This is a genomic window from uncultured Mailhella sp., from assembly GCF_947631555.1.
Classification (GTDB): Bacteria; Desulfobacterota; Desulfovibrionia; order Desulfovibrionales; family Desulfovibrionaceae; genus Mailhella.
Window position 1 is genome coordinate 1 of record NZ_CANRLT010000059.1, and the last position, 15,832, is coordinate 15,832.

Genomic DNA, 15,832 nt, shown 5'->3' on the forward strand with positions numbered 1-15,832 from the left:
CAAAGTATTCATCGTCGGTAAAGAGGTCATACAGGGAGGTTTCTACATACTGCGGTGCGATGCGCCGGCAGAGCACGTTGGCATAGACACGGCGCGACCAGCCGTCCTCCAGCATGTCGTACACGTCAAGAATGCGGTTTTGTGCAAACCACTCGCGCGAGCGCGGCATCTTGCAGAGCAGTTCAAAGAGAATGTCGCCGATGTTCAAATGGGGTACATGCATAGTGTCGAGCTGTTTTTCGATGCCCAGGGCATTTCCGACGAGAGGGATGGCCACCACGTCCGGCAGCGCGGCAAGTTCGTCCGGCGAAATGCAGGGAAGTCCATGCAGTGTCTGTCCCCATTTTTGCGGGTTATTGTCGCAGACGTGGGTGACATGCAGGCGTTCCTTCAGCTTCCAGGGGACGAGTGCTTCCTCAAAAAAACGTCCAGTTCCAAAAAGAACAACGTTTTTCGCGTGCTCCACAATATTCAGCTTGCTGAAGTTGCCGCTCTCCAGGGCACTGGCAACAGCCGCAGCTAGACTCTCTCTCTCTCTCTCTCTCTCTCTCTCTCTCTCTCTCTCTCTCTCTCTCATGGGAGTATCCTTATTAATTAGACAGCGTTAAAGGTTTTTTAAAATCCATGTACCCTTGTTCAGCGGCCTTTGCCGTCATGTGACTAGTATTACTGTGATGACCGCATGATTCGTAATAGTCACGAGCAATATATTCTTTTAGTTCTTTTTTTAGTTCGCTTGAACTTATACCCCTTGTCAAATCGACATAATCCGTTGGATAGTCGGCAATGCCAAGGCTATAAATAGCTGTTGCAAAATCACATGGATGTACTTTTCCGTTTTTTATTTGATGCCAATGTGTACATTTTGATTTTAATTTGCATTTTTTTTCTTCATCAAGATGTTGATTATAGAGAAAAGATGGAGTTATCCATTCGGGAGAAAAAAGTCCAACTGTGTGACATATGCCATATTTTTTTATAATATCTATATTTTTATAAAATAGTTCTCTTTGATTTTCGGTTATAGACATTGTATAATTCGAGAAGCTCACATTGACGCGAGGATCATAAAGTGCTTCACACTGCCTTTTTTCTATAGGCCATACACCATTTGTGGCAATACTTATTAATCCAAAGTTTTGTTTTGTGCAAAGATGGCTAATGATATCTGAAAGATCAGGGTGCATAAATGGTTCACCACCCATGACAGTGATAGTTCCTACAAGGTCAACCGCGGCAAAAAAAGCATCAATATCGGAACATATGCGTTGTAAATCAAAATTTTTTCTTTCACTGCCTTTGTATTCATTCATATATGATGTACAATATTTGCATTTAAGGACACATGTTTGATTTATTACTAGAGTAATGCTCGGAAGGGTCAGTGGGTCTGTTGAATTAACTTTTGAGGAAAGGATACCATTAATTCGATGGCAATATACCTGCCGGCATTCCATTGTCTGAGAACATCGTTTAGCATTTATTCCTGTTTGCTTAGTAAAAGGGCAAAGTAATCCCATATAAAGATAATCTCCATGAATAAAGTTTGTATATCCATGTTGGCGCATTGTTTTTATTAATGTGTCATGAATTACACGATTTCCAATACATATGATAATCAGGCAATTTTCAGCATCTTCAGAAGTGTAAGGTTGAATGACCTTAATACCATTACATTCTTTGATTTCTTCGCTCCTAATATCCCAATAACATTCTACATTAACGCCGAGTTCAAGAAGTTTTTTGCCAATGGCATTTCCTTGGAAGCTTGCCCCCCAAAGAATAATATGGCGATGTGACTTAATAAACGGAATAATAGAAGCATCTCCTCTTTCTATTCCGGTAAATGCGTGTTGATAGTAGTTTTCGAGATTAAAGGGCTGCATATGGGAACTCCTGTACAAACTAAAGGTGATAGGGGATTAAGTTCAGTTTTCGTTACGAATTGACATGGGAGACGGAAGGGACGCGGCGGTTTTCAGCAAGTTTGAGCTTCTTCATTAATCTCTGTATATTCACTTGGCGGATCATAGGATACAGAACGCCGGATCACTCCGGAAGAATTCAATTCCGCAAGCAGGGCAAGACGTGGCTCCTGAGCTAGCGAGAGGCAGGAGTGAAGTTTGTCATATAAAGCATGATGGCATATTTCAGGATCAAAAACCTGCGCCATAGCAAGGTAACGCCTGGCCACGTCGTCTTCAGAAAGGCTTAGCATTTTATGCGCGTACCTCAAGCACATGGAAGACAACTTTGCTCGTCCCTCAAGAAATCTTGCCTGGGGTTTTTTAAATTTGCGCATATTGGCGATGCGTACAAATGTGTTCAGAAGCTGATAATGCTCGAAGACGCCAAGCAATGACTTTTCAGAATCATTGGTTTCGTTTTGTGCATGAACTCTGTATTCCACAAGTGCTTCTTTCAAGTAACCAACTTGTCCAACACACGCCATTTTAAAGTTTGCATACCAGTCACCGGCAATCATAAATGAACCAATATTGTACTTAAAACTTTCAAATATTAATGATTTTCTTAGTAATATTTGTGAAGGAACGGCTATACCGGCAAGCATAAATATAGCAGCCATATCCTCGCCTTTGCAAATAAAGCTTTTATTAAAAAATGGAGGCTGTTTTGTAATATGATCATTTTTATCGATTTCATCCCTGTTGGTCATTACCATGGAAAGATTTGGATATTTTTCCATGATAGAAACGCACTTTTCGATAAAAGAGGGCTTTAATGCGTCATCTGATGAAAGATACATCAGATATTTGCCTGTTGCCTTATTTCTGCATATTGTTGTATTTTGATCTGACCCAACATTAAATTTATTCTTTGAAAAATTATAGTATATATTTTTTGAAGCAAATTTCTTTCTGTATTCTATGGCTATTTCAAATGAGTCATCAGTTGAATTGTTATCTGAAAATATGACTTCAATATTATCATATGTTTGTGACAGAACACTGTCAAAACATCTTGTTAAATATTGAGCGTAATTATAGTTTGGAATACAAATACTAACCAATGGTTCGCTAGACATGGCATTCCCCTAATTGCCTAATTGTGGTAAAAAGTTCAAAAAAGAGTTGTTCCTTCTGCCCAGTCCGAAAGCCCAGACTTTGCAATTTGGAAACGTCCGGCTCAAGCCAGAACGTCCGGTCGGGATCACTCTGCCGCGCTCCGAAATCCAGTGCCGCATCAGGGGCCAGGTGGTCGCGCAGCTCCTTGACAAATTCCTTCAGCAGCCGCGGTCTGCCTGCAGAAACGTTGTAGATGCCCTCCGCCTGCGGGTGTGTACCCAAAAGGTGCAGGGCTTCCGCACAGTCATCCACATGCATGAAGTCCCACATGTTTTCGCAGGGGGAGAGCCTGGGCGTCTCCCCGTTCCGCAGGCATTCCCGCACATAGGAGAGCAGAGTCCCGGGATTTTCTCCCGGACCATAGACGCTGTAGATGCGTGCCCAGACGAAGCGCAGTCCCAGGTGCCTGGCAAGCACCGTGCCCATGTGTCCCGCGGCGAGCTTGGCCGCGCCGTACATCATGAACGGATGGGGAGCCGTTTCTTCCGTGCAGCGTCCGCGCACCACGCCGTATTCCGCCTGAGAACCCGCGAACACGATGCGTGAGCAGCCGCAGCGGGATGCCATGCGGACGGCTTCCCCCATGAAGGCCGCGTTGGAAAGCTGGAGTGCGAAATCTTCGCGTTCCTGGCCTGCCGAACCGTTCCAGGCGAGGTGGAAGAGCACATCGAACTCCCCGGCAAACTCCGCAAGACGTGCAAGTTCACATTCCCGAAGCTCAGCCCCGCCGGGCACATGATCCCGGCGCGGGGAGTCCGGACGGACCAGCGCCGTCACCGTGTGCCCTTTCCGGAGGAGATGGCGGCAGAGTGCGGAACCGAGAAAGCCGCTTGCTCCTGTTACCAATGCGCGCATGCAGCGTTCCCTATCAGAGATCCGCGGCGTCTGGCACTTCCGTGCAGCCGCGGCCTTCAATCTGAGTCTTCAGGACGGCGAGTTTGGAAATGGAGCCGTCCATGTGATCAATGAGCAGAGGCTCATGAGCCTTGATCGGTTTGGCCAGCCGTTCCCCATGCATGATTTCGCGGCAGGAGAGCTGCCCTTTGCACAAGGGGATGGCCATATAGAAATTTTCTCCGAAGTTGCTGTTCAGGATGGTATGCCCGGCGGGGAGGTCATGCCGAGCATAGACGCCGCGTACCAGGGCATCGAGATAGGTTATCTCCCGGTTGGAACAGATGCGCGCCGCATTTGCCGTGCCGCCGCACATGCTGCGGGCCGTCTTGTAGGCATTGAACCATACGCCGATCTGCTCGGGCAGGGAGCAGTAGGGGGAAACGGAGTGTCCGTCGTTGGCGGCGATGTCGATATGCCGCTCCCAGGTGCGGGCGCCCTTGGCGTAGGAAAGGTACATGGACGCCTGCCAGTCGGTGTATTCATGCGAGGAGAAGCCGATGACATGGCCGGGGTAGCGCTTCTTCAGATAGTCGATCTGATTCAGCTCAAGCTCGCTGTTCTCGCTGGGATACAGGGAAACGCAGTGGTTAATGGCCAGCGGGATATTGCGGTGTTCGCAGAAGGCAACAATGTCATCCAGGCTTTTTTCGGAACTGCCGCCGGACGAGACGATAACCGGCCGCTTGGTATGGGCGATGGCGTCGATAAGGGGCCAGTCGTTCACATCGGAGCTGGCGATTTTGATAATGGGCAGGTCAAGCTCCACGCAGAGCTGCACGGACTTTTCATCAAAGGGCGTTGCCATGGGAATGCAGCCCACGTCGCGTATGGTCTTGGCCAGGATGAAGAAGTTCTCCCGCGCCATGCTGGTGGCCTCGGTCTTTTTGATATAGCGGATGGTCTGATTGCCTTTAAAAGACTTGTGGATGAACGTGTCCACATCGCGGAGCTGAAGTTTTATGGCTGCCCTCACCGCGTTGTAGCGCACAACGGCCGCATGTTCCTGAATGATTTTCAGGCCGCGTTCGAGATTGCCCCAATGATTGTTGGCAAGCTCAAGAACAAAAAGATCTTCAAAAATGGAATTCACATTCATCGGGGGTATCCTTGTGTGTCCGTGTCAATGCGGTTTGCGGCGAGTTCTTTCTGGGAAAGAAAGGGTGCCATGTCATCGAGAGCAGGGGTGAGCATCGTCCCATCGTTCAGTTTTCGCGAGGCCAGCCGTGGTTCGATGCCGTGCTTCTTGTCAACGATCACTTCACAGAGGGCGGGCAGGGGCTGGCGAAAGATTTCTTCCAGACGGGAATCAACGTCAGCACGGGAACGCAGCTGTTGCACTGGGATGTCGAAGGCGGAGGCCACCTTCTGGAAGTTGGGGAAGGTCACGCCGTTTTCCGGCCCTGTCCCGAAAAGGTTATCGCCAAAATAGGCGTTCTGGGTCATCCTGATGGACAGGTAGCCATCATTGTTGAGCAGGAGAATCAGGACGGGCAGCTTCAGTCCTGAAAGCGTTTGCAGCTCCTGCAGGTTCATCATGATGGAACCGTCGCCGGCCAAGCAGATAACGCGCCTGGCTCCGGCCAGAGCCGCGCCCGTTGCCGCGGGCAGTTCAAAGCCCATGGAAGCGCAGCCGGAATTGCTGATGATGCGCACCCCGGGTTTGATTTCGCCGACCTGCGGCCCGATGATGGAAACCGCGCCGTTTGCCGTTACCACCACATCGCCGGGTTCGAGCAGGCTGAAGACACGATGCAGGAAGTAATAGGGGCTGATGTCCTGCGCAGCCTTGTGCTTCTCCGTCAAGACCGGATATTTCTTCACCCTGTCGCGGCACCAGGAGCGGTAGTGTTCATGCGCGGGCTGCGGCGTCCAGTGTTTCAGGGCTTTTTCAAGAGCCGGAAGGAAGCGGCGCACGTCGGCATGGATCGCAAGATCTGTGGACAACGTGGGTTTGGCGAGCTCTGCCGGGTCAATGTCCACATGCGCTTTCCATGCGTGCGGCGCAAAGCTCTGCCAGTTATAGGAAATCTGGCGGATGTTCAGACGGCAGCCCAGGGTCAGCAGAAAATCCGCGTTCTGGACGGTGATATTTCCCGGCCGGTCTCCCACCGTGCCGGGCCGCCCCGCGTAGCACGGATGAGAGGAAGGGATGAGATCGTACGCTCCCCAGCCGGCGACGGCAGGGACGTGCAATTTTTCCGCAAGATCGAGGAAAGCTGCCTCTGCCTTTGCCGCATGGACGCCGGTACCGGCCAGAAGAACCGGGCGTTTTGCAGCCCTGAGCCGCGAGGCCACAATCTCTGCCTTGCGTTCCAGCGCAGAATCACTTTCTTCTGTGAAGTCCCCAAGGGCGTTTGGGTGCAGATTCGGATCCCCGCGCAGGTCAGCCAGAGCGCCGGGTTCCTCTGCATTCCACACGGGGAGAAGGAGAGGATCCAGAAGCGTGGAGGACACATCGATGGGGATGTCCAGCCATACGGGGCCCGGGCGTCCGTGGGTTGCAACGTAGACCGCCTTGCTCACGACTTCCCGCACCCTGCGCGGTTCCTGGAGTTCCACGGCATACTTGGTGATGGGCCTGACCAGGGAAATGATGTCTGTTTCCTGATCTCCCATCTGCCTTAAAGGACAGGGCATATTGCGCAGCATGGTTTCCCGCTTGATCTGTCCGGAGATCACGATCATGGCCGCGGAATCCGTCCATGCCCCGTACACGCCGTTCAGGGCGTTGAGACCGCCGGGACCGGTGGTCACCTGCACCACGGCCGGCTTTCCGGTAATGCGGAAATAGGCGTCCGCCGCCATGGAGGAAGCCTGCTCGTGGTGCTGATGGCAGAGGGAAAGCTCGCCTCTGCGCCGCCCGAAGGCGTCGTTCAGGTGCATCGCGCCGCCGCCGGTGATCAGAAAGACCTGCGACAGGCCGAAGCGGATGAGATCATCCACGAGAATGTCAGCAACACGTTTCACAGGCATCCTCCTGCAGGTTCTCCCATACGGCGGAGTTTTTCGCAGTAGTGTGCGCTGCGGCGGGCGGCCAGAGTTCCGGGCCACAGCGGGCGCAGCATCTGCCACAGAAGCAGCTTGCGCCGGAACAGGCGTGCGTGGCTTTCGTTGTCCGGCGGCAAGGGCTGAAGTTCTCCCTGGTAATCCAGAGCCTGTGTTTCCGTAATGAAAACTGCCAGCTCCCTTTCAAAGACCTCCTGCGAGAAGATGAGATCAGGGGTGAAGTCACGGAAACCGTCTTCGGTGATTACCTTGACCGCTGCGCCGCAGTAGTAGGCCTCATCGAGGAGGCTGCTGTGCGCGTCAAAGCTCCAGAGGGTCCCCGTAGTTTGCAGGAGATGCGCAAGCTCTTCCCGTGTTTTGGGCCGCGACATGGTGATTTCTGTCAGTCCCTCAAGTTCCGGGATGCTCTTCCATTTTCCGCCTTTGTGGACAAACGTACAGTCCTGCGTGCGGGGCAGCCCGGCGTCATGGAACAGTTTCCGATCCAGAATATCCGGGAAAAGTCTGGGAACGCCCGGATAATAGGTTTGGGTCCAGGTAAAGATTTTCTCGCTCGGGTGATAGGATTTTTCACCGCCGAGGATGCCGGGGAAAAACAGCACCCAGCGCGCCACATTGCGGAAACGGAGAGGGTTCCCGGCCACTATTTCGGGATAGACGGCTATGCCTTCCTCGCGCATATGCGGAGTGAGCCTTTCCACATAGTCGAACCCGGCACGGCGTTCTCCCCAGGACCAAAGGCGCACCGACTGCCCGTGTTTCCGCAGCTCTTCCGCAAGCTTGTGAAGGGCGCGGACTCCGGCGCTTCCGCAGAAGGGAGGTGTCCAGATGATATATTCCCGATTCATACGGCCTTCACACTGGGCTTGAGCGCGTAACGGCAGTCCACAACGGGTTTCTCCGTTTTCATGCGCAGTTCCAGAAATTCCGGCCACGCCGTGGTCAGTGCCAGAACACCGGCTTCGGTCAGCACTTCCTCCAGGCTTCCGGCACAGCGCAGGGAGAGGTTTTTGTGACAGGCTCTGAAGCCGGATTCTCCGACGACAGGGTCGAAGGCGAGAATATTCCGGTATCCCGCACGGTTCAGCGCCGCGATAATCTTTGCCGGAGGCGCGTCGCGGACATCATCGCTTCCGGGTTTGAACGACAGTCCCAGGATCCCTATGCAGATATTGCTGTCGACTCCCGCCGTTTTGATAATGCGGGCGGCCATGGCTTCGGGCATGGCATCGTTGACGGCGATGACGTTTTTCAGGATGCGGGGTTCATACCCGGCATTTCCGGCTGCGGCACAGAGCGCATTGGTGTCCTTGGGCAGACAGTAGCCGCCGTAGCCGCACCCAGGGTAGGCATAGCTTGCCATTTCGCAGCCGCCCCAGCGATGATCCTTGTGCAGGATGCGGAATGCCTGCGCGGTGTCGATGTCTCCAAAAGCGTCGGCAGCCAGGCTCATTTCGTTGGACCAGCTGATGAGGGTGGCCAGCAGGGTGTTCGACAGGTACTTGATGTATTCCGCCGTGTTCGGGGAGACGCAGAAGACAGGGCAGGTCATGCCGCGGTAAAGCTCGCAGAGCAGTGCTTTTGAACGGGCATCGGACACGCCGAGCACGATGCGGTCGGCGTGGATGAAGTCTTCCCAGCAATGCCCTTCACGCAGAAATTCCGGGTTGCAGGCCACGCCGGTATCCTTTCCTGGCTCGAAGCCGAGAGAAGCCACAAAGGGGGTTACGCGCTTTGCCGTAGTTCCCGGAGGAACCGTGGACTTTGTGACCAGTACGCGGAACCTGCCGTCCCTGCCGCAGGCCAGAACCTGCCGCAGCGCTTCGAAAAGAAAGGTCAGGTCGGCCTGACCGTTTTCACCGTAGGGCGTCCCGACGCAGAAGTAGACCGCTTCACTTTCACGCACGGCTTCGGCCATAGAACGGGAAGGGAAGAAGTTTTTTCCCAGATGCCGCGACAGGGCTGCATCCAGTCCGGGTTCCAGAAAGGGAAGCCGTCCGGCGGCTATGGAGGCAAGGCGCTCCTCGTTGACTTCCATGCCGTAGACCTTGTGCCCCAGCTCCGCAAAACCAAGGGCGGACGTAAGTCCCACGAAGCCCAGCCCGATGACGGTAACTACCATAGCAGTTCCTCCCTGGAGCTTTCGCGGATGAAGTTCAGGAACAGGCGCACCCCCTGCCGTACGTCCACCTGCGGAGCGTATCCCAGAAGCTCCCGTGCCTTGGCAATGACGGGGCAGCGGCGGTTCGGACTGTTCGTAAGGTATTCTCCGTCTTCCGAAACGCTGAACGACGCTTTGCCCGTGTAGCCGAAGACTTCGCGCCCGGCCTCGCAGTAAATGGCGGCGAGTTCGCGGATGGAGATTTCCGGCTTGTCCATGCCGATGTTGAAGGTGTCGTATTCCTTGTGCAGCAGCACCTTCAGGTAGCCGGTGACGGCATCGGAGATGTAGCAGAACGTCCGTGTGGGCGTTCCGTCGGAAAACATTACGATGTCGCGGCCTTCATACACGGCACGGGCGAAGTCGGCGGGAACGCGGGCGTCGTTCAGGCGCATGCCCGGACCGTAGTTGTTGAAAGGCCGGATGATGCGCAGAGGCATGGCGTATTTCTGGTGATAGAGGTAGCAGAGCGTCTCCCCGAAGCGTTTAGCCTCGTCATAGCAGGCCCGCGGTCCCTGACAGGAGACGTTGCCGCGGTACGTTTCCGGCGTGGGTATCCATTCGGGGGCAGGATCGCCGTAGACTTCGGAGGAGGAAAAGAAGGCGAATCCCCTGATCGGTCTCTCGTGGTAGTAGCCGAGCAGACGCCGCAGACCCTCAACGTTGGCGTCCAGCGTTTCGATGGGGTACTTGCGATAGAAAAGCGGGGAAGCTATGGACGCCATGTGCAGGATGTATGCAGCCTCGCTTGCACCCGGAACACGGCTTATGTCGTCCGTGACAATGTTGAACCCGACAAGTTCCACTTCTCTGGCATCGGCCAGCCGCTTCAGCCAGAGAGGAAAACCGGTTTTAAAATTATCCAGGCCGATGATGCGGCGTATGCCGAGACTGCCGCGGAAGGCGGCGAGAAACTGAACTAGGTAGAAGCCCAGGAAGCCTGCGCAGCCTGTGATCAAGACGGAACTGTCTCTCAAAGCGGCGCGTTCCCTTTCGGAAAGGGCATCGTAGATCCGCTGGAGATCCTGTCTGACGATGGTGTTCATGCTTTTCCTTTAAAATAATCAAGCAGTGTCTGCGCCGCATAATCGAGCATTTCTTCGGTCAGGCCGGGGAAGACGCCGATCCAGAAGCCGCGGTTCATGACTATGCCCGTGTTGGAAAGTTCGCTTGCCACGCGGAAACGCTGTCCCTGCAGGAAGGGCTGGCGCACGGCGTTGCCTGCGAAAAGCAGCCGCGTACCAATTTTGTGCGCGTCGAGATGGCGGAGAAGTTCAAGGCGCGTGCCCGGAGCGTTCTCTTTCAGCAGTATGGGGAAGCCGAACCAGGAGGCTTCGGCCCCCGGCAGTTCAGACTCGAATTCCAGCCAGGGACAGGCATCGAGGCGGGCACGCAGAAAGCGCCAGTTTTCCCGTCGGGCTTTGACAAAGAACGGCAGGCGTTCCATCTGGGCCGCACCGCACGCAGCCTGTATGTCCGTGATCTTCAGATTGTAGCCGACGTGCGAGTAAACGTATTTATGGTCGTAGCCCTGCGGAAGCTCGCCGTACTGTCCGTCGAAGCGGTGTCCGCAGGCGTTGTCCTGTCCGGTGCGGCAATGACAGTGTCTGCCCCAGTCACGGAATGACCTGGCAAGTCTGGCGAGCGCGGCGTCGTTGGTGTAGAGTGCGCCGCCTTCTCCCATGGTGACATGGTGGGCGGGATAGCAGGAGAGTGTGCCGAAATCGCCGAAGGTGCCCACATGCCTGCCGCCAAGAGTCGCGCCCAGAGCGTCGCAGGCGTCCTCCACGAACCACAGGCCGTGCTGTTCGCAGAAGCGCTTCACGGCTGCGGCATCGAAGGGGTTGCCGAGGGAGTGCGCCAGAACAACGGCTTTCGTCCTGGGAGAAAGCGCTTGTTCCAGCAGCGCAATGTCGGCGTTCCAGGTGCTCAGCTCGATGTCCACAAAAACCGGAACCGCACCGATCTGAAGGATGGGCGCAATCGTGGTGGGAAAGTTCGCGGCAGGGGTGATAACCTCATCGCCGGGCCTGATGGCACGTTCCCCCAGTTCAGGAGAGGTCAGGGCGGCAAGCGCCAGAAGGTTTGCCGACGAGCCGGAATTGACCGTCAGCACATGGCGGACGTTCAGGTATTCGCCAAGAGCCTTCTCAAAGCGGTCGTTGAAGCGTCCGGTGGTCAGCCAGGCGTCGAGGACGGCTTCCGTCATCAGCTCCAGCTCCCGCGCACCTATGACCTTGCCGGAGACCGGAACGGGCGTTTTTCCCGCTTCAAACGGGGAGTGTTCTTCAGGCCGCTGCCGGACAAGATGCAATATCTCCCCGCGCCATTCAGACAGCGCACGATTCATATCTGCCATGTTTTTTCCCACATCGCCCAGGGGGCTTTATGATTTTTCCATAAGTGTTCCAGGTCGCGCCTGTCCTTCAGGGTGTCCATGGCGTACCAGAACCCGCTGTGTCTGTAGGCGGCCAGTTCCCCGATCTCGCTCAAGCTGCGCAGAGGGCCGGTCTCGAAGACCACGCTGTCATCGCCGGCCGGGATATGGTCGAAGATGGCCGGTTCGCACACCATGAAGCCGCCGTTGATCCACGTTCCGTCACCCTTGGGCTTTTCCTGAAAGGAATGAACCACGTCGTCCTGCGTCAGTCCCAGGGCACCGAATTTTCCTTCCGGCTGCACCGCGGTAAGGGTGGTAATTTTTCCATGTTTTCTGTGAAAATCGATAAGTTCCGGGATGTTGACCGTAGAAACGCCATCGCCGTAGGTGAGCAGGAATGTTTCGTCTTTCAGGTACGGTTCCGCCTTTTTCAGCCGGGCGCCGGTCATGGCCAGTTCTCCGGTGTAAAGCATGGTAACGCTCCACGGCTCTTCTCTTGTTTCATGCAGCGTTACACGGTGATTTCTCATGTCCACCGTAATATCGGAGTACCGTGTATAGTAATTGATGAAATATTCTTTAATGACATGAGAGAGATACCCTGTCAGTACGATAAATTCATTGTATCCATAGAAGGAATAAATCTTCATGATGTGCCAGAGGATGGGTTTTCCTCCGATCTCCACCATGGGCTTGGGACGCACACCTGTTTCTTCGGAAAGGCGTGACCCCACACCTCCGGCAAAAATAACGACCTTCATGACTGGCTCACGGCGGAAGATTCCGCAGTTTTCTGGTAACTGAGGGAAGGAAGCGCCGTCTGCGCCCCTTTGCGGAAAGGAACCTCTCGTGCCAGCTCCAGAGCCTCCGGTTTGTAGTGGCCGAGAAGAGTACGCAATTCGTTCTGACTGACACCCATGCTCACCAGAAAATTCGCAAAGGAATGGCGCAGATCCTGAAGGCGAAGTTCGGGATGCCCGAATTCATCGCGTATCTGATACCAGTCGCGGGTGATGTAGGTGAGGTGCGTTCCGCGGTTCGTGAAGAACAGCCACGGAATATCGTCGCGCCGTGGCAGCTTCTGGATAAAGTTTTGCGCTTCGCTGTTCAGCGGGATCAGCCGCCGCCGTCCGGTAAAGGTGGCGGTCGCGGCCAGGACACCGCGGTCAAGATCTACATCTTCCCAACGGAGGCCGAGAATTTCGGACTTGCTGGCCCCGGTGAGTATCATCAGATAAATGGCGTTGGCCGAGGACCAGTTCGGGTACTTTCTGAGGATATCGAGGAGCCGTGCAAGCTCGGAAGAACTGAGCAGCACAGGACTGCGGCCCGACTTCGCGGGCATATCGAGTGTCATGGGCGTCTTGAGGGCCATATCACCGGGAAGGTATCCCCAGCGTGCGGCGCAGCTCATGACGTATTTGATCAGCCAGTACTGGCGGATACAGGTGCTGTGCGCGAGTCCGCTTTGGATGAGAGCGTCGATCCAGTTCTGGAGCGTCTCGGCAGTAATGTCGGAGAGCCGGTACTCGCCAAGATAGGGCAGGATGTGCCGCTGCAGATTGCCGCGGTCTACCTTCCAGCTCCGTTTCGTTTTTTGGGCAAACGGCAGATAGCGCTCTTTAACGAAGTCGTTGAACAGCGGAGCCGTACTCCGCACGATGTTCGATTCGACAGCCTTAACGCTGCCGCTGATCTCGCGTAACATAGGTCTGTCTCGCATTGAGTATGTTCGATTCGCTGACAGATAGAGTGAATGAACCCCATAAAGCCGCAGGCATTCATCAACAGATAAAATGTCAATGAGTTATTGAATACTCTAGCTAGTGATTTATAATACATTGAATTTATAAATATTTTTATTTCTGAAAATTTCCACTAAAATGCGTTTAAAATTTTTCTTGCCAAAAGAGGCTGTTTTGAGTATGAATACCAACAATTCGTTGACATTTTATCTGTCAATGAATCTTTGTGCAGCAGGCATTGGCGCGCTCTGTTTGAATCGCGCCTGTTCGCCTCTTCAGAACCAGAAAAATACCATTTCCCCTTTTTGACGGCTTTCGGCGGCTTCTGCCCCTCCGGGCCTCCATTCACTACGCAGGTTCAGGATTTGTCCGAACGTTTTGTCGGCTCAGCAAAACTTCCCTTGAGGCTTGAACTCCCTCCCTCGGGGCAAAGGTTGTTGGACAACGCGGCGAAGCTGTTGAATTTTTCCGCAGCCTCCCCCTCAGGGGACAAACCTTGCGCCCCGCCTACCGGCTGCGGGTGGAAACAAGGGCTATCCCCGTTGCTTTTCTCGCCTGTGCCTTGTTTATCTGACCCCCGCCGCTGCGGAGGCTTACACCTTTTTCCCATCAAGACAGGCTCGTACCTGTTCAAAGTAGGTAAGCGCGTGTTCCACGCATTCGGCCATGCCGATGTATTTAAATTCCGCATTGTCTTGTCACATGAGGCGCTTCATCTGCCCGAACGTCATGCAGCGGATGGCAGAACCGGCACGTTCTTTGTCATTCTGGATCAAGCTATGCGTGAGAACAAAGACGTATTCCTGTCTAGCTTTTTTTCTTTATCAGATTTTTTATCCAGTTTTTTAACTTTCGCAGATGCTTTTTGATACGCCGATGGAGTATTTTTTTTTCAAGTCGTTGATTTTGATTCCTCAGCCATACGACATCGTTGCGGTCAGGATAAAGAGATCTGTCAATTTTATTGCCGCAAAAAATCATATTTGCCCAATCAAGGATGTCAATTAAAGAATAATTTTTTAGGCAGAATGCGTTATCATTTCCAAATATTTCGACATCCTTTGCAGTTTGGCACCACAAACGTATATAGTCATAAAGTAGAGGTTTAATATGGATCTCTTCTGAGACTTCTTCAGGCGTATGAGGAATATGTTCATGTTCAAGATATCGCCTCCAGCATGAAGTCGGACCTACAAGCTCGGCACCGCCATCCAGTGTTGCGGGTAAAAAGTTGAAGTGTACATCAACGATCCAGCAATTTTTAATAGTACTTGATACAGCTATAGGTGTTTGAGAAACATATTGAAATGCACGAAGTAAAATAACAACTTTTGTTTCTGGTTTACAGAATTGTGCAAGAAGGGGTAGTGAACCATCGGTTGCAACTACTTCATCCGCTCCTGCCATGATGGAAAGCTGTTCGGTGAAAGGAAGCTGCTCCGGGTGGACGATTTCATACCCGCGTTTCTTATAAAAATTTTCGAAATATTCTTCATTAAAGGTTATTTCCCGTTTGCTTTTGAGTGCTGAGCGTGAAAGATAGACTTTTTTATAGGGTCCGGGCTTTACCAACGATCGCATATAATTAAATATTTTATCCACACCAATTCTATAGTTCGAAAAAAAGTAAAATGTTTGATCTGGCACGATAACTTTATCAAATTGTGTAGGATATTCAATAATTTCTATTCTATCCTTTGGCAGTCCGGCAGCTTCTAAAATATTGAAAAATGTAAATTTACCCCAAAGTCTATCTTCAATAAATATAAATTTATAGGGTATTTCAGGATGATCTGCAAGATACCAAAGCCTGCTCAGATCATTTGACAGTGTAATTGCGAAAATATTGTGTAATATTCCACCGAAGACAACTGTTTCATGACGAATATGAACAGGTTCTGAAGGTATGTATGATCTTGAGCAGGCTGAAGGCGAGGAGTTATCATGATAGAAGAAATGTCCACCAGCGACAAAGTTAAATTTTTTATCACAGACTCCGCCCGCAAACACATAGCCATAATCTTTATATTTTCTAAGCGGAAGCACTATACCATTATCAACTTCGGTAACCGTAGGGGCTTCAAGTTCATAATCTTTATTGAGGAGTGTCTTCCATTTTTCCTCGTCGTATACAAAAAGCCTGTTTTCGATGGCGAAACCCATGCCTTTCTTCTCCTTCTCTTGTGGTTGATGGGGGGGGGAACGTGCGTCAGCGCACGGTTTAAAAGGGGCAGTCCCGCGGGTTTTCAAGGCAGACCAGGGCAGGCACACGCCGGGATCTTCAGATTTCGTCAGTCCGTCACGCCGCCCTTGTGCCTGCTCCTGTGGTATTCGCCGCTTCCAATGATTCAGGCATCAGAAAATCCTTCTTCTGGATTCGGGAAAAGGAAAAAGCTGAATACGCCATCCGGCGTGATGTTTTCCTTGCTGTTGAATTTTTCCGCAGCCTCTTCCCCAGGGCAATCCGTGTGTCTGACTGCCGGCTGCGGATGGAAACAGGGCTGTTCCCCGTGGCTTTTTCGCGCCTGTGTACTTTTTATCTGGAACCCGCCGCTGC

The 15,832-nt window shown here is 52.7% G+C and carries 14 protein-coding genes; 1 reads left to right on the forward strand and 13 read right to left on the reverse strand.

Annotated features, from left to right (window positions below; all coding sequences use genetic code 11):
* From Q0Z94_RS08505 to Q0Z94_RS08560, 12 genes are all read right to left on the reverse strand, one after another.
* Window positions 1-577, reverse strand: a 577-nt coding sequence (locus tag Q0Z94_RS08505) for a hypothetical protein (protein ID WP_298068737.1), incomplete at its 3' end; no start/stop codon positions are given.
* A 13-nt stretch (window positions 578-590) separates the two neighbouring features.
* A complete protein-coding gene (locus Q0Z94_RS08510) occupies window positions 591-1,886 on the reverse strand; it encodes a radical SAM protein (protein ID WP_298068739.1) in 1,296 nt (431 codons plus the stop codon).
* Window positions 1,887-1,978: 92 nt separating this feature from the next.
* Window positions 1,979-3,046 carry a glycosyltransferase family 2 protein gene (locus Q0Z94_RS08515; protein ID WP_298068741.1) on the reverse strand — a complete coding sequence of 356 codons (1,068 nt, stop codon included), beginning with the start codon at window positions 3,044-3,046 and terminating at the stop codon, window positions 1,979-1,981.
* Complete coding sequence (locus tag Q0Z94_RS08520; RefSeq protein WP_298068743.1) at window positions 3,039-3,941, reverse strand: NAD(P)-dependent oxidoreductase; 903 nt, start codon at window positions 3,939-3,941, stop codon at window positions 3,039-3,041. The genes Q0Z94_RS08515 and Q0Z94_RS08520 overlap by 8 nt, the downstream gene beginning before the upstream one ends.
* 13 nt (window positions 3,942-3,954) lie before the next feature.
* Entirely contained in the window at window positions 3,955-5,079 is a 1,125-nt protein-coding gene (locus Q0Z94_RS08525; protein WP_298068745.1) for an N-acetylneuraminate synthase family protein, read from the reverse strand.
* Window positions 5,076-6,950: a thiamine pyrophosphate-binding protein gene (locus tag Q0Z94_RS08530; protein ID WP_298068747.1), complete on the reverse strand. Its 1,875-nt coding sequence runs from the start codon at window positions 6,948-6,950 to the stop codon at window positions 5,076-5,078. Before Q0Z94_RS08530 ends, Q0Z94_RS08525 begins: the two co-directional genes overlap by 4 nt.
* Window positions 6,947-7,837 (reverse strand): hypothetical protein, encoded by an 891-nt coding sequence (locus Q0Z94_RS08535; RefSeq protein WP_298068749.1) that lies wholly within the window; start codon window positions 7,835-7,837, stop codon window positions 6,947-6,949. Before Q0Z94_RS08535 ends, Q0Z94_RS08530 begins: the two co-directional genes overlap by 4 nt.
* Window positions 7,834-9,111, reverse strand: coding sequence for a nucleotide sugar dehydrogenase (locus Q0Z94_RS08540; RefSeq protein ID WP_298068751.1), 1,278 nt, complete (start codon window positions 9,109-9,111; stop codon window positions 7,834-7,836). The genes Q0Z94_RS08535 and Q0Z94_RS08540 overlap by 4 nt, the downstream gene beginning before the upstream one ends.
* Complete coding sequence (locus tag Q0Z94_RS08545) at window positions 9,105-10,196, reverse strand: NAD-dependent epimerase/dehydratase family protein (RefSeq protein ID WP_298068753.1); 1,092 nt, start codon at window positions 10,194-10,196, stop codon at window positions 9,105-9,107. Before Q0Z94_RS08545 ends, Q0Z94_RS08540 begins: the two co-directional genes overlap by 7 nt.
* On the reverse strand, window positions 10,193-11,509 hold the full coding sequence (gene rfbH, locus Q0Z94_RS08550; RefSeq protein WP_298068755.1) for a lipopolysaccharide biosynthesis protein RfbH: 1,317 nt from the start codon (window positions 11,507-11,509) through the stop codon (window positions 10,193-10,195). The genes Q0Z94_RS08545 and rfbH overlap by 4 nt, the downstream gene beginning before the upstream one ends.
* On the reverse strand, window positions 11,497-12,291 hold the full coding sequence (gene rfbF, locus Q0Z94_RS08555) for a glucose-1-phosphate cytidylyltransferase (RefSeq protein WP_298068758.1): 795 nt from the start codon (window positions 12,289-12,291) through the stop codon (window positions 11,497-11,499). The genes rfbH and rfbF overlap by 13 nt, the downstream gene beginning before the upstream one ends.
* On the reverse strand, window positions 12,288-13,238 hold the full coding sequence (locus tag Q0Z94_RS08560; protein WP_298068760.1) for a site-specific integrase: 951 nt from the start codon (window positions 13,236-13,238) through the stop codon (window positions 12,288-12,290). Before Q0Z94_RS08560 ends, rfbF begins: the two co-directional genes overlap by 4 nt.
* A 402-nt stretch (window positions 13,239-13,640) precedes the next feature.
* Here Q0Z94_RS08560 and Q0Z94_RS08565 point away from each other — a divergent pair, with 402 nt between their 5' ends.
* Window positions 13,641-14,144 carry a hypothetical protein gene (locus tag Q0Z94_RS08565; protein WP_298068762.1) on the forward strand — a complete coding sequence of 168 codons (504 nt, stop codon included), beginning with the start codon at window positions 13,641-13,643 and terminating at the stop codon, window positions 14,142-14,144.
* Here Q0Z94_RS08565 and Q0Z94_RS08570 read toward each other — a convergent pair.
* On the reverse strand, window positions 14,083-15,438 hold the full coding sequence (locus tag Q0Z94_RS08570; protein ID WP_298068764.1) for a glycosyltransferase family 61 protein: 1,356 nt from the start codon (window positions 15,436-15,438) through the stop codon (window positions 14,083-14,085). The genes Q0Z94_RS08565 and Q0Z94_RS08570 overlap by 62 nt on opposite strands.
* Window positions 15,439-15,832: the final 394 nt, after the last annotated feature.

Excerpts from the sequence above, each read along its gene's own strand:
- Q0Z94_RS08570 (WP_298068764.1), bottom strand. The coding sequence starts at position 15,438 with ATGGGTTTCGCCATCGAAAACAGGCTTTTTGTATACGACGAGGAAAAA.
- rfbF (WP_298068758.1), bottom strand. The coding sequence starts at position 12,291 with ATGAAGGTCGTTATTTTTGCCGGAGGTGTGGGGTCACGCCTTTCCGAA.
- Q0Z94_RS08560 (WP_298068760.1), bottom strand. The coding sequence starts at position 13,238 with ATGTTACGCGAGATCAGCGGCAGCGTTAAGGCTGTCGAATCGAACATC.
- Q0Z94_RS08520 (WP_298068743.1), bottom strand. The coding sequence starts at position 3,941 with ATGCGCGCATTGGTAACAGGAGCAAGCGGCTTTCTCGGTTCCGCACTC.
- Q0Z94_RS08540 (WP_298068751.1), bottom strand. The coding sequence starts at position 9,111 with ATGGTAGTTACCGTCATCGGGCTGGGCTTCGTGGGACTTACGTCCGCC.
- Q0Z94_RS08515 (WP_298068741.1), bottom strand. The coding sequence starts at position 3,046 with ATGTCTAGCGAACCATTGGTTAGTATTTGTATTCCAAACTATAATTAC.
- Q0Z94_RS08525 (WP_298068745.1), bottom strand. The coding sequence starts at position 5,079 with ATGAATGTGAATTCCATTTTTGAAGATCTTTTTGTTCTTGAGCTTGCC.
- Q0Z94_RS08510 (WP_298068739.1), bottom strand. The coding sequence starts at position 1,886 with ATGCAGCCCTTTAATCTCGAAAACTACTATCAACACGCATTTACCGGA.
- rfbH (WP_298068755.1), bottom strand. The coding sequence starts at position 11,509 with ATGGCAGATATGAATCGTGCGCTGTCTGAATGGCGCGGGGAGATATTG.
- Q0Z94_RS08545 (WP_298068753.1), bottom strand. The coding sequence starts at position 10,196 with ATGAACACCATCGTCAGACAGGATCTCCAGCGGATCTACGATGCCCTT.
- Q0Z94_RS08535 (WP_298068749.1), bottom strand. The coding sequence starts at position 7,837 with ATGAATCGGGAATATATCATCTGGACACCTCCCTTCTGCGGAAGCGCC.